Source organism: Streptomyces sp. NPDC031340, assembly GCF_055569945.1.
Genome location: NZ_JBVIIE010000015.1, coordinates 94,596 through 111,822 on the forward strand (window position 1 = coordinate 94,596; position 17,227 = coordinate 111,822).

Sequence of the window (17,227 nt, forward strand, 5' to 3'; positions counted from 1 at the left end):
CACATCGTGGTCCGCGGCCGGTGGGTGGTCCGCTGCCGGTGTCTGCGATCCGCTGCGGGTGTGCGGTCCGGGGCGGATGTGCGGTCCGCTGCGGGTGTGCGGCCCGGGGCGTCGGGACCGCGCACCCGCAGGGACTCGGCGTCGGCTCTGCCTGCCGGGACTCGGCGTCGGCTCAGGCGGACACCTCCGCCGTGCCCGCCCGGCCGAACACCGCGCCGCCCTCCTCCGCCCCCGTGAGCAGGTACGCCTGCGCCTCGCCCACGTGGAAGTACATGCCGTGCAGCTCCAGCTCGCCTGCCCGCAGGGCGCGGGCCACGGACTCGTGGGCCCGCAGGTGCCGCAGTTGCTGGACGACGTTGGTCAGGCAGAGCTGCTCGACCGTGTCGGCCGGTGCCCGGCCGGCGAGCCGGGGCCGGGTCCTGCTGTCCTCGGCCATGCGCTCCAGGCTCGGCGCCCCGTGCCGCAGCCACCGCCTGAGCGGTGTGGGCGCGCCCCCGGGCTCGGAGCCGAGGAGGGCCTGCATGGCCCCGCACCCGGAGTGCCCGCACACCGTGACGGACCGCACCTTGAGTACCTCCACCGCGTACTCGATGGCGGCCGCCACCGAATCGTCGCCGCTCTCCTCGCCGGGCAGGGGGACCAGGTTGCCCACATTGCGCACGACGAACAGGTCGCCGGGACCGCTGGAGGTGATCATGGACGTGACCAGCCGTGAGTCGGCGCACGTGAGGAAGAGCTGGGACGGCCGCTGACCCTCCCGGGCCAGCCGGGCCAGCTCGCCCCGGACGAGCGGCGCGGTGTTGGTCTGGAAGGCGCTGAGGCCGCGCGCCAGCTGGCGTCTGCTGGGCCCGTGAAGGCGGCCCGGCCCGGCGGGGCCGCCGGAAACGCCGGGGCCCTCGGGGCCGCCGGGGGCGCCGGATCCGCGGAGGCACTCGGATCTGTCGCGATCCCCGAGTCTGCTGGGTTCCCCGGAGCCGGTGGGCCCGCCGGAGGCGACGGGGTGCCCGGCAGGCGTACCGGTGTCATCGGTGGGCGTCCCGGCGGCCCCGCCGGGCTCCCCGGAGGCATCGCTGGGCGGTGGGGCCGGCGGGCGGTGGCACTGGTGGTTGCGCCAGGGCGTCCAGGGGCGGCAGCGGCAGTTGGCGGAGCCGGGGAAGCCGAGCGGGCCCGGAGAACCGGGGGAACCGGGGGAACCGGAAGAGTCGGGACAGTCGGCGCGCTCGATGGGACCGTCAGAGCCGTCAGAGTCGTCAGAGCCGCCGACGGTCCCGGTGATCTTCGTGGTGCCCGTGTCGCCGGGCAGCCGGGCGAGGCTCCCCGGCTCGGCGATGGTGAGCCCGGCCCGGCGGCCGGTCAGCTCTACGGTGCCGCCCTGCGCGGTGTGCGTGTTCCGCCAGTCCTGCAGTGACTCGTACGCCGCGTGGTCCATGAACGAACCGTCCAGTTCCACGACGGCGCGGGCGCCCGCGGGTACCAGGTGCAGTGCCCTGCTGAGCCGTGGCACGGCGAGGAACGTCAGCGCTCCCCGGACGTGTACGTGGTGGGCTCCTTCCTTCTCCTCGTGCGTGATGCGGGTGCGGGCGAGGCGGTGCATGGCGACGGCGACGGCGACGGCGATCCCCAGCGCCACGCCCTGCAGGACGTTGAGGAAGACCACGCCGAGTGTGGTGACGACGTACACCAGCACCTCGCGGTGGCGGGTCACCGCGCGGATGTGGTGCAGGGACACCATCTGGATGCCGACGGCCATCACCAGGGCGGCGAGCGAGGCGAGCGGGATGAACTCCAGGACCGGGACCATCAGCAGCGTGGCGGCCACTACGAGAACGCCGTGCAGGGTCGTGGAGTTCCGGCTGACAGCGCCCGCGTTCACGTTCGCCGTGCTGCGTACGGCCACGCCTGCGACGGGCAGTCCGCCCAATGCGCCGGAGACGATGTTGGCGGCGCCCTGGCCGAGCAGTTCGCGGTCCAGGTCGGAGCGGCCGACGCGGCCGGCCAGGCCGGGGCGGGAGGCGACGAGTTTGTCGACGGCGACCGCACCGAGCAGCGACTGCACGCTGCACACCAGCGTGATCGTCAGGACCGCGGCGACGAGGCCGAGCACCGGGCCCTCGGGCAGCCCGGCCGGGGCGTGGCTGCCCCAGGACGGCAGGTCGACCCTGGGCAGGGCGAGCCCGCCGAGCGAGGCGGCCGCGGTGGCGCAGGCGACGGCGACGAGTGCGGCCGGGACCGTGCGGAGCAGGCGTCCGGCCCGGCCGGGGACGCGCGGCCAGAGCAGCAGCAGGGTCAGGGTCAGCAGGCTCGCCGACAGGGCCGCGGGATCGAGCCGGGCCAGTTGGGCGGGCAGGGCGGCGAGGTTGTCGGGGACGGAGCTCTGCGGGGTGCCGCCGAGGACGATGTGCAACTGGGCGACGGCGATGGTGACGCCGATGCCGGCGAGCATGCCGTGCACGATGGCGGGGCTGACGGCGAGGGCGGTACGCGCCACGCGCAGGCAGCCCAGACCGAGCTGGGCCAGCCCGGCCAGGACCGTGATGGCGCAGGTCGTACGCCAGCCGTAGCGGTGGATGAGGTCGGCGGTCACCACGGTGAGTCCGGCGGCGGGGCCGCTGACCTGGAGCGCGGAGCCGCCGAGCCGTCCGACGACGATGCCGCCGACCGCGGCGGCGACGAGGCCGGCCTGGAGCGGGGCCCCGGTGGCCAGGGCGATGCCCAGGGACAGGGGAAGTGCGATCAGGAAGACCGCGATCGAGGCGGACACATCGGCGCCCGCGACCCGGAAGCGGCGGGGCGGGCCCGATGGCGGGCTGTGGGGCTGGTGATGGCGCTCGGACCGAGTCGAGTCGGTGGCGCGAGTGGGGGTGCAGGCTGACATGTTCCCGTCTCCTCCGGGGCAGCGCGGTCGCGGATGGGATAGGCCCCCCGTCCATGGCGGGGGTCGGGGTCGCGGCCGTGGGTCACGGCGTGCAGCGGCGGGATGATTCAACGTTCGGTAAACGAATCGTAATTCAAAGTAAAGGACGAGTGCGGACATTTCTGGCGAATGGGCTAGATGGCCACTCGAATGAGTGAAGCGATTATTCGATCGGCTTGTCTTACAAATTCCTTCTCGGTTGCGTGCGACCTTGGCGGCGCTGTCGGCATTTCCGGCACATCACCAGAAATCGCCCCCATCAGCGTTGGTCTGAGAGAAGGAAGAAGGTGGGCGGAACATGGCCGCCACCCAGAGGATCGCCGCGGGCGCCGTGATCGCCGCGGCCTGTGCCGCATCGCTCGCCGGTTGCGGAACCGGCTCCCACGCCCCCAAGGCAGGCAGTCCCGGACCGCAGAACGCCAAGCACGCCGCGCAGAGCACCGAGCCCGCCGCGCACAGCGGCAGGCCCGCCGCGCGGAACACCGCCCCCGCCCCGGCGCCCGCGCCCAAGAGCGCCGTCCGGCTGATCGGCGACGGCTCCACCGCGTACACCGGGGTCCAGCCGCACCTGCCCCGGCCCGAGCGGCTCAGGCCCGGCCAGAAGCCCCCGCAGTTCGTCGTCTTCTCCTGGGACGGGGCGGGCGAGGACAGCCAGAAGCTGTTCTCCCGCTTCCGCGCGGTCGCCAAGGCGAATCACGCGACGATGACGTACTTCCTCAGCGGCGTCTACATGCTGCCCGAGAACAAACGCGACCTCTACCGGCCGCCGCATCACTCACCGGGCCGCTCCGACATCGGCTTCAACGACACCAAGGGCATCGCCGACACCGTCGAACAACTGCGTCTGGCGTGGCTGGAGGGCAACGAGATCGGCACCCACTTCAACGGCCACTTCTGCGGCAAGGACGGCGGGGTCGGCGAGTGGTCGGTGGCGGACTGGAAGAGCGAGATCGCGCAGGCCAAGCAGTTCGTGAAGTCCTGGAAGACCAACGCCGGCATGAAGAACGCGGCCCCGCTGCCCTTCGACTACGACAAGGAGCTCGTGGGCGCCCGCACCCCCTGCCTCGAAGGCCAGGGGAACTTCATGAAGGCCGCCCGCGAACTGGGCTTCCGCTACGACACCAGCGGCGTCAACACCCAGCTCTGGCCGAGGAAGAAGGAAGGCCTGTGGGACCTGTCGATGCAGCTCGTGCCCGTCCCCGGACACTCCTACGAGCAGCTCACCATGGACTACAACTTCATGGTCAACCAGTCCGGCACACGCACCCAGGGCAACCCCGCCAAGTACCGCTTCTGGGGTGACCAGATGCGTGACGGCCTGCTCAAGGGCTTCGACCGGGCCTACCGCGGCAACCGCGCGCCCTTCATCCTCGGCAACCACTTCGAGTCCTGGAACGGCGGCACCTACATGCGCGCGGTCGAGCAGGTCGTCGAGACCGTCTGCAACAAGCCGGACGTGCGCTGCGTGTCCTTCCGGCAGCTGGCCGACTGGCTGGACGCCCAGGACCCGCGGACCCTGGAGGCGCTGCGCTCGCTGCAGGTGGGCGAGGCCCCGGCGCAGGGCTGGGCGTCCTTCCCGGCGGGCCGCCGCGCGCCGGCGCCGAAGGGCGTGCCCGGCGCGCAGGCGGCCGGACGGTAGCCGGCGCCGCCGTCACACGGAGGCGGTGACCCCCTCGCCCAGCACGAACCCGGGGTCGACCTGCGCCGCCAGGTCGGCCCCGGTACGCGCGTTGCCCCAGGACGACGCGTTCTTCAGGTGGAAGTGCACCATCTGGCGCGTGTACCGCTCCCAGTCGCGCAGCTCGTACGTCGCGTCGGCGGCGGCCTGGAGCGTGCGCAGGGCCTGCCGGCCGGCGTCCTCCAGGAACTCGAACCGGGGCGGGCGCCCCTTCTCCATGGCGCGCACCCAGTCCGAGTGCCCGACGGTCACCAGCAGGTCGTCCCCGGCCTCGGCGCGCAGGAAGTCGAGGTCGTCCGGGCCCTGCACCTTGTTGCCGACGACCTTCAGCACGACGCCGAAGTCGCGGGCGTACTCCTTGTACTGGCGATAGACGGAGATCCCCTTCCGGGTCGGCTCGGCGACGAGGAACGTGATGTCGAAGCGGGTGAACATGCCGGAAGCGAAGGAGTCCGAGCCCGCCGTCATGTCCACCACGACGTACTCGCCCCGCCCGTCCACCAGGTGGTTAAGGCACAGCTCCACCGCCCCCGTCTTGGAGTGGTAGCAGGCGACTCCCAGGTCGGCGTCCGTGAAGGGGCCCGTGACCATCAGACGGACGGCGCCGTCGTCCAGCTCCACCGGCCGCGCGCAGGCGTCGTACACCGGGTTGTCCTCGCGCACCCGCAGCAGCCGGGAGCCCTCGCCGGGCGGAGTCGTCTTGATCATCGTCTCGGCGGAGATGATGCGCCGGTTGGAGCCGCGCAGGTAGTCCTTGATCAGCGGCAGCCGGTCGCCCATCGCGGGCAGCGCCGCGGCCTCCGCCTCGTCCAGGCCGAGCGCGGCCCCCAGATGCTGATTGATGTCGGCGTCGACGGCGAGCACCGGTGCGCCGGTCGTCGCGAGGTGGCGGATGAAGAGGGAGGACAGGGTCGTCTTGCCGCTGCCGCCCTTTCCGACGAAAGCAATTTTCATGTTCACGAAGCGTAGTCAGTCGGTGACTCATGGTGTGGGCGGACGTGAAGAAGACCACTCCATCGTGGGGTCCTGCCGCCGAGGTGCGTAGGGTCGTACTCATGAGTACGACAGGCGCGACCGCCGATCCGCTCGCAGCCCTGGGCGCGCTGCCCGGAGTGGCCGATTCCGTGGAGTCCGTGCGCAAGGCAGTAGACCGGGTCTACGGGCACCGGATCATGCGGCGCCGCAGCAACGAGATCACCTCCGAGGCGGCGCTGCGCGGCGCCCGCGGTTCCGCGGCGCTGTCCGGAGCCGACTGGGCCCTCGAAGAGGTGCGCCGCCGCACCGACTTCAGCACCGACGACGAGGCGCGCGTCATGGGCGCCGCCCTGCGGCTGACCGCGGAGGCCGGCCAACTGCTTTCCATCTGGCGGCAGTCACCCCTCAGGGTGCTGGCCCGGCTGCACCTGGTGGCCTCCGCGGGCCACGGGGACGAGGTTGGACGGCCGCGGCGGGAAGGCGAGCCGGTGCACGAGCCGCTCGTCGAACTGCCGCTGCCGGGCGCCGCCGAGGTGAACGGCCGGCTGGAGGGCCTGTCCGAGCTGATCATCGCCGGGAGTTCCGCCCCGGCCCTGGTGACGGCCGCCGTCGTGCACGGCGAACTCCTCGCGCTGCGCCCCTTCGTCTCCCACAACGGCCTCGTCGCGCGCACGGCCGAGCGCATCGTCCTGGTGGGCAGCGGCCTGGACCCGAAATCCGTCTGCCCCGCCGAGGTCGGCCACGCCGAACTGGGCGGCGAGGCGTATCTGCGGGCGCTCGAGGGGTACGTCTCCGGCACCCCGGAGGGGGTCGCCGCCTGGATCGCCCACTGCGGCAGGGCGGTCGGCCTCGGCGCGCGCGAGTCGACGGCCGTGTGCGAGGCCCTGCAGCGCGGCGCGGCGTAACGACGCCCCGGAAAGCAGAAGAAGGCGCGAGCAGGCGCGAGACAGGTACGGGAAGGGCGAGAAAAAGGCCGTCCGTGGGGAGGGCCGGCGCAGAGGTGCGGCGGTACGAGAACTCGTACCGCCGCTGGCATGCGCACCGAGTTACCAAGCGTCCTCGATATCTCGCCCATCAGGTCGGGGACTTGGCCCGTACCTGGTGCGGCTGGCCCGTAATCGACGGGTCGACGTCGCGTGGGTGCTCGGTGAACATGCTCGGTCCGTGGGGCCGTTATGCGTGAAGACGATCCTTTCGGATGACCTTGGTCTCGCGGGCCGTTAAGTCCTTTGTACTCCAGCGCCCTGGCAAGGGGAAGCCCGCTGCCTGCGGTTCTTTCCGACCGCTTCGTCCAGCGGCTCGGGCGGGCTCCGGCTCAGGCGGGGGTCGCCCGGCGCCGGCTCGCGTACCAGACGAGGCCCGCCGTGGCCGCCGCGGCGCCTATGGCCGCCGCCGCGACCAGTGCCGGACGGGGCGGTACGGACAGTCCGGGGAAGCGCTGCTTGAGCCGGACCGGCCGATGGAAGTCGAGAATCGGCCATCCCTGCGCCAGGGCCTCCCGCCGCAGCGCCCGGTCCGGGTTCACGGCGTGCGGACGGCCGACGGCCCGCAGCATCGGCAGGTCGGTCGCGGAGTCGCTGTAGGCGTAGCAGCGGTCCAGGTCGTACCCCTCGGACTCGGCCAGTTCCTTGATGGCCTCGGCCTTCGTCGGGCCGTACGCGTAGTACTCCACCTCGCCCGTGAAGCAGCCGTCCTCGCCCACGACCATGCGGGTCGCCACCACGCGGTCCGCACCGAGCAGTTCACCGATCGGCTCCACCACCTCCGCGCCCGAGGTGGACACGATCACGACGTCGCGGCCGGCGGTGTGGTGCTCCTCGATGAGGGAGGCGGCCTCGTCGTAGATGATCGGGTCGATCAGGTCGTGCAGGGTCTCGGCGACGATCTCCTTGACCTGCTGGACGTTCCAGCCGCGGCACAGCGCGGACAGGTACTCGCGCATGCGCTCCATCTGGTCGTGATCGGCGCCGCCCGCGAGGAAGACGAACTGGGCGTATGCGGTACGCAAGGCGGCCCTGCGGTTGATCAGCCCGCCTTGATAGAAGGACTTGCTGAAGGTGAGCGTGCTCGACTTCGCAATGACCGTCTTGTCCAGGTCAAAGAAGGCCGCTGTGCGGGGCAAGGAGTGGTTTTCCACAACCCTGAGCATAGGCGCAGCCCATTCGGCGTAAGGTGGGGCGCGTGGGTTTGCCTGAGAAGGCTCTCGGGTACACCATGGAAGTCACGGATCGTTCGCGACCGTGCTAACCCGGTCCGACTCCTCCCCCCCCGAGTCGGCCGTGGGGACGACCCCCGCTCTCCCCCCCGGCGGGGGTCGTCGCATGTCCGGACGGGTTTTTTCCCCTCTCCTCGCGGTCGGAGACCGCTCCGAGGCGGCTGCTGCCGCCTCTTTCGCATGCCCGTGATCCGTCACTTTGAGTAGTCGTCAGGGTGCTCTGCGGAAGTCATGCAAGGGCTGGTACAGACCGCGCCGACGGGTGACGGCGATATTCACAACCACTGGGTTGTCCACAGTTTTTGACCAAGATCCGCAAGGTTTTCGGGATCGCTGCACCGTGATTCCCGCACGTCCCGATCGCGCCGAGTTCCTGACCGGATCCGGTTTGTCGGGCGGGTTCGAGCGGTCCGCGGGGGCCGTTCACGGCGGAGCCGCCCGACGGTTCTCCGCACGTTCGGGAATCGCGTGGCCGTTGGGGCCGCGCGGAACGCAGCCAAGGGGGACGACGTCATGGCAGGAGCCATCACACGACAACCACCGTCCGCCGCCTCGGGGCGGCAGGCCGGACCGCTGATCGTCACGGAGGACGTCGACCTGCTCGACGACCTGCTGCGCCTGTGCGCCGCGGCCGGGGCGACGCCCGAGGTCCACCACTCCGTGCCGGAACGCGCGGGCAGTTGGGAGGCCGCGCCCCTCGTCCTGGTCGGCGACGACGCCGCGCGGCGGGTGCGCGGGGCCGCGCGCAGACGCGGCGTGGTGCTGGTCGGCCGGGACCAGGACGACTCGGGGGTCTGGCGCCGGGCCGTCGAGATCGGGGCCGACCACGTCCTGGTGCTGCCCGACGGCGAGCAATGGCTGGTCGACCGCATCGCCGACGTCGCCGAGGGCGTCGGCAGACCCGCCCTCACCGTGGGCGTCATCGGCGGCCGCGGCGGGGCCGGCGCGTCCACGCTCGCGTGCGCCCTCGCCGTCACCTCCGCGCGTGAGGGGCTGCGCACACTCCTGGTGGACGCCGATCCGCTGGGCGGCGGACTCGACGTGCTGCTCGGCGGTGAGAGCGCCGAGGGCCTGCGCTGGCCCGCTTTCGCCGCCTCGCGCGGCAGGGTCGGCGGCGGCGCCCTGGAGGAGTCGCTGCCGCGGCTGCACTCGCTGCGGGTGCTCAGCTGGGACCGCGGCGACTGCGTCGCCGTCCCGCCCCAGGCCGTCCGCGCGGTGCTCGCCGCTGCCCGGCGCCGCGGCGGCACGGTCGTCGTCGACCTGCCCCGCCGCGTGGACGACGGGGTCGCCGAGGCTCTGGCCCAGATCGATCTCGGGCTCCTGGTGGTCCCCGGCGAACTGCGCGCCCTCGCCGCCGCCGGACGCGTGGCCTCCGCCGTCGGCATGGTCCTGCGCGACCTGCGGGTCGCGGTCCGCGGACCGTACGTCCCCGGGATCGACGACCGCGAGGTGGCCCGCCTGCTCGGGCTGCCGCTGGCCGGCGAGGTGCCCGTCGAGCCGGGACTGCTGCGGCCGGGCGACGGCCAGGCGCCGCCCGCCGCGGGCGGCCGGGGACCGCTGGCGCGCTTCTGCAAGGGGTTCTGGGAGCGGGCCCTGCTGGATGCGGGTCCGGCATGAGCGTCGACCATGGGCTCGAAAGGGGCGCTTCCCTGGCCGCCACCGGGGCCACCATGCCGGGCGCCGGCCGGTATACGGCGGCGGGCGCTTCCCCGGCCGCCGCCGGGGCCGGGCGGGACGTGCCCGCGCTGCTCCTGGACGGGGTGCGGCAGTGGCTGGCCGAGAGCGGGGCGGAACCCACGCCCGCCCGGGTGGCGCAGGCGTTGCGGGAGCAGGGGCGGGTGCTGGGCGACGCCGAAGTCCTCGGCGCCGCGGTGCGGCTGCGGTCCGAACTGGTCGGCAGCGGGCCGCTGGAGCCGTTGCTCGCCGATGGTTCGGTGACCGACGTCCTGGTGTCGGCCCCGGACCGGGTGTGGGTCGACCGCGGTGGCGGGCTGGAGCTGACCGGGGTCTCCTTCCCGGACGCGGCCGCCGTACGGCGTCTCGCGCAGCGCCTGGCCGCGGTGGCCGGACGCCGGCTCGACGACGCACGGCCGTGGGCGGACGCCCGGCTGCCCGACGGGACCCGGCTCCACGCGGTGCTGCCCCCGGTGGCGGTGGGCTGCACGTGTCTGTCGCTGCGGGTGGTACGACCGCGCGCGTTCACGCTCGACGAACTGGTCGCGGCGGGCACCGTGCCGCCGGGCGGGGACCGCGTCCTGCGGGCGCTGATGGCCGCCCGGCTGTCCTTCCTCGTCAGCGGCGGCACGGGCAGCGGCAAGACCACGCTGCTCAGCGCGCTGCTGGGGCTGGTCGGGGCCGGTGAGCGGATCGTGCTGGCCGAGGATTCGGCGGAGCTGAGGCCGGATCACCCGCACGTCGTGCGGCTGGAGACCAGACCCGCCAACCAGGAGGGCGCGGGCCTCGTCACCCTCGAGGACCTGGTGCGGCAGGCGCTGCGCATGCGGCCGGACCGGCTGGTCGTGGGCGAGGTGCGAGGGCCCGAGGTGGTGCATCTGCTGGCCGCGCTGAACACCGGCCACGAAGGCGGGTGCGGGACGGTGCACGCCAACGCGGCCGCCGACGTGCCCGCCCGGCTGGAGGCGCTGGGCACGGCGGCCGGGCTCGACCGGGCCGCGCTGCACAGCCAGCTGGCGGCCGCGCTGTCGGTCGTCCTGCACCTGGTGCGCGACCGGACCGGACGGCGGCGGATCGCCGAGGTGCACGTGCTGGAACGGGATCCGTCGGGGCTGGTGCGTACGGTGCCGGCGCTGCGGTGGGGCCCGGAGGCCTTCGCGTACGAGCCGGGGTGGGCGCGGCTGCGGGGGCTGCTCGACGGCGAGTTGCCGGAGGTTGTCGAAGGAGGGATGTCATGGGGTTCCTCATGGGGGACGTGATGAGCCAGGTGGCGGCGGGAGTCGCCGTGGTGTGTGCCGGGGCCGCCGCGCTGCTGCCGGGCGGGTGGCACGCGGGGGCCCGGCGGACGCGGGCGCTGCTGGCGGGCGGCGGGGCGGTGGGGGCCGGGCCGCCCGCCCGGCGCCGGGTGGCCGAGGAGTTGCGGCGGGTCCGGGAGCGGCTGGGAGCCGAGTGGTGGGCGCCGGTCGCCGGGCTGGTGCCGGCCGTGCTGGGGGCCTCGGTGCTGCCGGTCGTCGCCGGGGCGGCCGCCGTGCCGGTGCTGCGGCGGCTGAGACTGGCCCGGCAGGCCCGGCGGGTGCGGGAGCGCCGCGGGGAGGCGGTGATCGCGCTGTGCGGGGCGCTGGCCGGTGAGGTGCGGGCGGGACGGCAGCCGGGGGAGGCGCTGCTGCACGCGGCGCGCGACTCCGGTGGGCTCGGGGACGCTCCGGCGGCGGTCCTGGCGGCGGCGCGGTTCGGCGGGGACGTGCCGGGTGCGCTCACGGCGGCGGCCCGGCAGCCGGGCGCCGAGGGGCTGCTGGGGCTGGCCGCGTGCTGGCGGGTGGCCGTGGACCGGGGTGCGGGCCTCGCCGCCGGACTCGACCGCCTCGAAGCCGCCTTGCGCGCCGAGCGGGACCAGCGTGCCGATCTCCGGGCGCAGTTGGCGGGCGCGCGCGCAACGGCGGTGATGCTCGCGGGACTGCCGGTCCTGGGCCTCGCGCTGGGCATCGCCCTCGGCGCCGACCCGCTGCATGTGCTGCTGCACACCGGCGCCGGGCTGGGGTGCCTGCTGATCGGCGGGTCGCTGGAGGGGCTGGGGCTGTGGTGGGCGATGCGGATCGTGCGGGGAGCGGAGGCGGGGTGAGCGGGAGCCGGAAGGGCGGGCTTCCGTCGAAGACCGCGGTGGTGGGTGTCAGAACGGGTGCGGGGTTGGCCGGGAAAGGGGTCGGCGTGGGTCCGGAAGTTGTCCACAGGTTGGGGGTGACGGTGGGGGCGGTGCTCGTCCTCGGGTGGCTCGTGCGGTGGCTGGCGAGCGTGCGGCGGGAACGGAGGGTGCGGCAGCGGTCGGTGGCGCTCATGGCCGGAGCCGGGGCGATGACGGCCGCGGCGCGGTGGGAAGGCCGGGATCTCGCGCGGCGGTGGCTTCCGGTGGCGGGGGCGGCGGGCGCCGGGTGGGTGCTGGTGGGCGGTGTCGCCGGGGTCGTCGTGGGGTCCGCCGCCGGCGGCGGGCTGTGGTGGTGGCGCCGTCGGCAGGCGGCGGCCGCGGACACCGTGGCGGCGGGCGACCCGGGTGAGGCCGCACGGCAACTCCCGCTGGCCGCCGATCTGCTGGCCGCCTGCAGCGCGGCGGGCGCCGGACCGGTGGCAGCGGCGCGGGCCGTGGGTGAGGCCCTGGGCGGGCCGGTGGGGGAGGCGCTTGCCCGGGGCGCCGCGGAGGCCCGGCTCGGGGGCGAACCGGCCGAGGCGTGGCGGCGGCTGGGCTCGCTGCCGGACGCCGGGGCGCTGGCCCGACTGCTGGAACGGGCCGACGTGTCCGGACTGCCCGCCGCCGGGCCGGTCGCGCGGCTCGCCGAGGACGCACGCGCCGACTGGGCCCGCGCCGCGACGGCACGGGCCCGGCGGGCGGCCGTCATGGTCACCGCGCCGGTGGGCCTGTGCTTCCTGCCCGCGTTCATCGCGGTCGGCGTGGCGCCCGTGGTGATCGGTCTCGCGGGCGGGGCGCTGGGAGGGGGCGGCCGATGACGGACGACTGAACCGGCGACGAGCGACGGATGACCGACAGAACTGAAACTCACTGATCCTTCACGGGGGTTGAGATGTGCGTGATGTGCAAGATGTGCAAGGCGGTACGGGCGAGGCTGCGGGCCCTGATGTGCGGGCTGCTCGCGGTGCTCACGGTCCGCACGGTCCGCAGGGACTCGGGAATGGTCACCTCGGAGTACGCGATGGGCATCGTCGCGGCGGTGGCGTTCGCGGTGGTCCTCTACAAGGTGGTGACGAGCGGGGCCGTCAGCGCTGAGCTGCAGGGCATCGTGAAACGGGCACTCGATGCGCGGATGTGAGAGCGGATACGAGAAGGGAACCGACCGGGGGTTCGTGACGGCGGAGTCGGCCATGGTGCTGCCCGTGCTGGTGATGTTCACGATGGCGCTGGTGTGGGGGCTCCTGGTGGTGGCGGCGCAGATCCAGTGCGTGGACGCCGCCCGGACGGGCGCCCGCGCGGCGGCCCGCCAGGATCCGCCCGACGCGGTCACCGCCGTGGCCCGTGAGGCGGCGCCGCACGGCGCGAAGATCACCGTCGGCCGGGAGGGCGGCCGGGTCCGTGTGGTCGTCGAGGCGAAGCCACCGGCGTTGCGCGGCCTGCCGTTCGAGGTGCGCGAGGAAGCCGTCGCGCAGGCGGAGGAGACGACCGCGGGGACGGCGCAGGGGCTGGGGACGGCGCCGGGGACGGTTGTGGGGCCGGCCAGGGAGACGGCGGTGGAGCCATGACCGGCGGCAGGCGTGCAGGGCGCGGAGCCATGACCGGCGGACGGGGAGGGCCGTGGCGGGCCCTGCTCCGGGGCGGTGACCGAGGTTCCGCCAGTGTCTGGAGCGTCGGCGCGATCGGCGTCCTCTGCGTGGTGTTCGGGGTCGTGCTCGCGCTGGGACAGGCCGTCGTGGTCCGGCACCGCGCGGCCGGCGGCGCCGATCTGTCGGCCCTCGCGGCGGCGGACCACTGGTCCGACGGCACGGCGGCGGCCTGCGCCCGGGCCTCCCTGGTGGCCCGGGCCCAGGGGACGCGGCTCGTGCGGTGCGTGATCGTCGGCGAGACGTCGGACGTGACGGCGGCGGCGGGCCGTGGGCCGTTCGCGGCGGAGGTCAGGGCGCGGGCGGGGCCTGCGGGTCCGGTACCGCCTGGGCCCGCGCCGGGGAATCCGGCCGTCGCGGTGCCGGCTCCACGTCCGCCCCTCCGTCCGTCCCTCGGTCCATTCCCCCGTCCGTCCCTTCCCCCGCCCCTCCGTGCGTCCCCCGGTCCGGCTGCTGCGGAGCACCCCGCAGCAGCACCGTGAGCAGCCGCACCGCCCCTCGCTTGTGCAGCGGGTCGTTGCCGTTGCCGCACTTGGGGGACTGGATGCAGGACGGGCAGCCGGCCTCGCACTCGCAGGAGGCGATGGCCTCGCGGGTGGCGGTGAGCCAGGCGCGGGCGGTGTGGAAGGCGCGCTCCGCGAAGCCCGCGCCGCCGGGGTGGCCGTCGTAGACGAAGACCGTGGGCAGGAGCGTGTCGGGGTGCAGCGGGATCGACACGCCGCCGATGTCCCAGCGGTCGCAGGTCGCGAAGAGCGGCAGCATGCCGATCGACGCGTGCTCGGCGGCGTGCAGGGCGCCGCCGAGGATCTCCGGGCCGATACGGGCGGCGTCCAGCTGGTCCTCGGTGACCGTCCACCACACCGCGCGGGTGCGCAGCGTGCGGGGAGGCAGGTCGAGCTTCGTCTCGCCCAGCACCTCACCGGTGATCAGCCGTCTGCGCAGGAAGGAGACGACCTGATTGGTGACCTCGACGGAGCCGTAGCACAGGCGCCCGTCGCCCCAGGGGACCTCGATGTCGGTCTCCAGGACGGAGACGGACGTCGTGTCGCGGGCCACCGTCGCGTACGACGGACTCGCCTGCTCGACCAGGGCGACGGAGTCCTCCAGGTCGAGGGAGCGGACGAGATACGTGCGGCCCTGATGGAGGTGGACCGCACCCTCGTGCACCGTGGTGTGCGCGGCGCCGGCGTCGACCGTGCCGAGCAGCCGGCCCGTCCCGGCCTCGACGACCTGCACCGGGCGGCCGCCTCCGCCGCGGATGTCGGTGAGGTCGGCGGCCCGTTCCCGGCGCGTCCAGTGCCAGGCCCTGGTCCGGCGGCGCAGCAGCTTCGCGGCCTCCAGCTGGGGCAGCAGTTCCTCGCACGAGGGGCCGAACAGCTTCAGGTCCTCGTCCGTCAGCGGCACCTCCGCGGCGGCCGCGCACAGGTGCGGGGCGAGCACGTACGGGTTGTCCGGGTCGAGGACCGTGGACTCCACCGGCTGGTCGAACAGCGCCTCGGGGTGGTGCACGAGGAAGGTGTCCAGCGGGTCGTCGCGGGCCACCAGGACGGCCAGCGCCCCCTGCCCGGCCCGCCCCGCCCGGCCCGCCTGCTGCCACAGGGAGGCGCGCGTGCCCGGATACCCGGCGATCAGTACGGCGTCCAGGCCCGAGACGTCGATGCCGAGCTCCAGGGCGGTCGTGGCGGCGAGGCCGAGGAGCTCCCCGGACTGCAGTGCCTGTTCGAGGGCGCGGCGCTCCTCGGGGAGGTAGCCGCCGCGGTACGCCGCGACACGCCGGGCGAGTGAGCGGTCGACCTCGGCCAGCCGCTCCTGGGCGATCACCGAGATCAGCTCGGCGCCGCGCCGGGAGCGGACGAAGGCCACCGATCGCACGCCCTGCACGGTGAGGTCGGTGAGCAGGTCCGCGGTCTCGGCGGTGGCGGTACGGCGGACGGGCGCGCCCTTCTCGCCCCGCAGGTCGGTCAGTGGCGGCTCCCACAGGGCGAACACCAGTTCACCGCGTGGGGAGGCGTCGTCGGCGACCTCGACCACCGGAAGCCCGGTCAGGCGGCGGGCGGCCACCGAGGGCTCCGCGGCGGTGGCGGAGGCCAGCAGGAACACGGGCGAGGAGCCGTAGCGCGCGCACAGCCGGCGCAGCCGGCGCAGCACCTGGGCGACGTGCGAGCCGAAGACGCCCCGGTAGGTGTGGCACTCGTCGACGACGACGTACTTCAGCGCCTTCAGGAAGGAGGACCAGCGGGCGTGCGAGGGCAGGACGCCCCGGTGCAGCATGTCGGGGTTGGTCAGCACGTAGTTGGCGTACTGGCGGATCCACTCGCGTTCCTCGAACGGCGTGTCGCCGTCGTACACGGCGGGGCGCACCGCGCTGCCCAGAGAATGTGAAAGTTTTTTCACGGACCGGCACTGGTCCGCCGCGAGTGCCTTCGTCGGGGCCAGGTACAGCGCGGTCGCGCCGCGGCCGTTCGGCGCCTCGGAGCCGTCCAGCAGGGCCGACATGACCGGTACCAGGTACGCGAGGGACTTGCCGGACGCCGTGCCGGTGGCGACGACCACCGAGTCGCCGTCCAGGGCGTGTTCGGCGGCCTGTGCCTGGTGAGCCCAGGGGTGTTCGATACCGCAGTCCCGCAGCGCCGCGATGACCTCGGCACGGATCCGGTCGGGCCAGACGGCATGGCGGCCCTCACGCGGGGGCAAGTGCTCCGTATGAGTGATGCGCGAAGCCCGGCTCGGCCCGGACGCGAGCCGGTCCAGGACGGTGCCCGGCGCGAGCCGGGAGACCGGCGCCGTGGGGATTCGATCGGATCGGTGATTCTCGGCCATCGGCATCGAGTGTGTCACCGGCGTGACGGACAATGGGACCAAGGCGTCGTGCACGCCTGCCGGTAAGTGATTGAATGCCATCGCGGCTGGCGAACCGTCCTGGGGGCTCCGCCGAGGTGTCCCGAGGGGCGACCGCTCGATAGCAAGGTGCTGGAGGATCCGTGGACCTGTCCCTGTCGACCCGTACCGTCGGCGATCGTACGGTCGTCGAGGTCGGTGGCGAAATCGACGTATATACCGCGCCCAAGCTGCGCGAGCAGCTGGTCGAGCTGGTGAACGACGGGAGTTTCCACCTCGTCGTCGACATGGAGGGCGTGGACTTCCTCGACTCCACCGGTCTCGGCGTGCTGGTCGGCGGCCTGAAGCGGGTGCGGGCCCATGAGGGCTCGCTGCGCCTGGTCTGCAACCAGGAGCGCATTCTGAAGATCTTCCGCATCACCGGCCTCACCAAGGTGTTCCCCATTCACACCTCGGTCGAGGAAGCGGTGGCGGCGACCGACTGACCACCGACCCGGAGCTCTTGCCCGGGGCGGCAGAAGGAAACCAAGGGGGTTCGGGCTTTCGGTGGCCCGGACCCCCGCACGGCACGCCCAGTTCCGAGGGGGATGCATGGCCACCGTCGAACTCCGCTTCAGCGCGCTGCCCGAGCACGTCAGGACCGCCCGGCTGGTGGCGGCAGCGGTGGCGCGCAGGGCCGGAGTGGACGAGGCCGTCCTCGACGAGGTCAGGCTCGCCGTCGGCGAGGCGTGCTCCCGTGCCGTCGGTCTTCACCGCAACGGCGGCATCGCCGCGCCCGTGACGGTGATGCTGATCGAGGAGGAGAAGCAGTTCTCCATCGAGGTCGGCGACGAGGCGCCGCGCGCGCTGCCCGGGGACGCCGGATCCGGCGCCGCGGGCGAGGACGCGGACACCGAGGAGGACGAGATGGGCCTCGCGGTCATCAGCGGGCTCGTCGACGACGTAGAGGTGAGCGCGGGGGAGCACGGCGGGCTGATCCGCATGACCTGGCCGACCGCACCGCCGGCGGTCGTGCTTTCCTGAATACCGTTCCGCGTCACCGCACCCGAAGGGCCCTACACGTTAGGGCCCTTCGGCATGTCAGGGCGCGGTTTCTGTGCCTACAGTGGTC

At 73.7% G+C, this 17,227-nt stretch carries 14 protein-coding genes and 1 pseudogene; 11 read left to right on the plus strand and 4 right to left on the minus strand.

Annotation, left to right across the window (positions count from 1 at the left end; translation table 11 throughout):
- Window positions 1-172: 172 nt before the first annotated feature.
- A complete protein-coding gene (locus ACZ5GT_RS14230; protein ID WP_469021163.1) occupies window positions 173-2,875 on the minus strand; it encodes a SulP family inorganic anion transporter in 2,703 nt (900 codons plus the stop codon).
- Between the two features lie 337 nt (window positions 2,876-3,212).
- On the opposite strand from ACZ5GT_RS14230, the gene ACZ5GT_RS14235 reads away from it, so the two are divergent.
- On the plus strand, window positions 3,213-4,553 hold the full coding sequence (locus ACZ5GT_RS14235; protein WP_469021168.1) for a polysaccharide deacetylase family protein: 1,341 nt from the start codon (window positions 3,213-3,215) through the stop codon (window positions 4,551-4,553).
- Between the two features lie 12 nt (window positions 4,554-4,565).
- Here the strand turns inward: ACZ5GT_RS14235 and ACZ5GT_RS14240 are convergent, their stop codons facing one another.
- Window positions 4,566-5,546: an ATP-binding protein gene (locus ACZ5GT_RS14240; protein ID WP_469021172.1), complete on the minus strand. Its 981-nt coding sequence runs from the start codon at window positions 5,544-5,546 to the stop codon at window positions 4,566-4,568.
- A 101-nt stretch (window positions 5,547-5,647) separates the two neighbouring features.
- Between ACZ5GT_RS14240 and ACZ5GT_RS14245 the strand changes: the two genes are divergently transcribed.
- The gene (locus ACZ5GT_RS14245) at window positions 5,648-6,472 is read left to right on the plus strand and encodes a Fic family protein (RefSeq protein ID WP_469021175.1); all 825 of its coding nucleotides are present in this window, start codon (window positions 5,648-5,650) and stop codon (window positions 6,470-6,472) included.
- Window positions 6,473-6,882: 410 nt separating this feature from the next.
- On the opposite strand, the gene ACZ5GT_RS14250 is transcribed toward ACZ5GT_RS14245, so the two are convergent.
- Window positions 6,883-7,716 carry an HAD family hydrolase gene (locus ACZ5GT_RS14250; RefSeq protein ID WP_469021178.1) on the minus strand — a complete coding sequence of 278 codons (834 nt, stop codon included), beginning with the start codon at window positions 7,714-7,716 and terminating at the stop codon, window positions 6,883-6,885.
- 579 nt (window positions 7,717-8,295) lie between these two features.
- Here ACZ5GT_RS14250 and ssd point away from each other — a divergent pair.
- The 7 genes and pseudogenes from ssd to ACZ5GT_RS14285 form a co-directional block, all read left to right on the plus strand.
- Complete coding sequence (gene ssd, locus ACZ5GT_RS14255) at window positions 8,296-9,399, plus strand: septum site-determining protein Ssd (protein WP_469021182.1); 1,104 nt, start codon at window positions 8,296-8,298, stop codon at window positions 9,397-9,399.
- On the plus strand, window positions 9,396-10,715 hold the full coding sequence (locus tag ACZ5GT_RS14260) for a TadA family conjugal transfer-associated ATPase (RefSeq protein ID WP_469021185.1): 1,320 nt from the start codon (window positions 9,396-9,398) through the stop codon (window positions 10,713-10,715). The genes ssd and ACZ5GT_RS14260 overlap by 4 nt, the downstream gene beginning before the upstream one ends.
- A complete protein-coding gene (locus tag ACZ5GT_RS14265; protein ID WP_469021188.1) occupies window positions 10,691-11,575 on the plus strand; it encodes a type II secretion system F family protein in 885 nt (294 codons plus the stop codon). The genes ACZ5GT_RS14260 and ACZ5GT_RS14265 overlap by 25 nt, the downstream gene beginning before the upstream one ends.
- Window positions 11,576-11,661: 86 nt before the next feature.
- Complete coding sequence (locus ACZ5GT_RS14270) at window positions 11,662-12,453, plus strand: type II secretion system F family protein (protein WP_469021191.1); 792 nt, start codon at window positions 11,662-11,664, stop codon at window positions 12,451-12,453.
- A 92-nt stretch (window positions 12,454-12,545) separates the two neighbouring features.
- Entirely contained in the window at window positions 12,546-12,773 is a 228-nt protein-coding gene (locus tag ACZ5GT_RS14275; protein ID WP_469021430.1) for a DUF4244 domain-containing protein, read from the plus strand.
- A complete protein-coding gene (locus ACZ5GT_RS14280; RefSeq protein WP_469021194.1) occupies window positions 12,760-13,200 on the plus strand; it encodes a TadE family type IV pilus minor pilin in 441 nt (146 codons plus the stop codon). Before ACZ5GT_RS14275 ends, ACZ5GT_RS14280 begins: the two co-directional genes overlap by 14 nt.
- Window positions 13,201-13,229: 29 nt before the next feature.
- Window positions 13,230-13,529 (plus strand): annotated as a pseudogene (locus ACZ5GT_RS14285) (Rv3654c family TadE-like protein); the annotation flags it as partial.
- A gap of 40 nt (window positions 13,530-13,569) precedes the next feature.
- Here the strand turns inward: ACZ5GT_RS14285 and ACZ5GT_RS14290 are convergent.
- Window positions 13,570-16,179, minus strand: coding sequence for a DEAD/DEAH box helicase (locus ACZ5GT_RS14290; protein WP_469021198.1), 2,610 nt, complete (start codon window positions 16,177-16,179; stop codon window positions 13,570-13,572).
- Between the two features lie 80 nt (window positions 16,180-16,259).
- Here ACZ5GT_RS14290 and bldG point away from each other — a divergent pair, with 80 nt between their 5' ends.
- On the plus strand, window positions 16,260-16,601 hold the full coding sequence (gene bldG / locus ACZ5GT_RS14295; protein WP_003975386.1) for an anti-sigma factor antagonist BldG: 342 nt from the start codon (window positions 16,260-16,262) through the stop codon (window positions 16,599-16,601).
- Window positions 16,602-16,707: 106 nt separating this feature from the next.
- Entirely contained in the window at window positions 16,708-17,139 is a 432-nt protein-coding gene (locus ACZ5GT_RS14300; RefSeq protein WP_469021201.1) for an ATP-binding protein, read from the plus strand.
- Window positions 17,140-17,227: the final 88 nt, after the last annotated feature.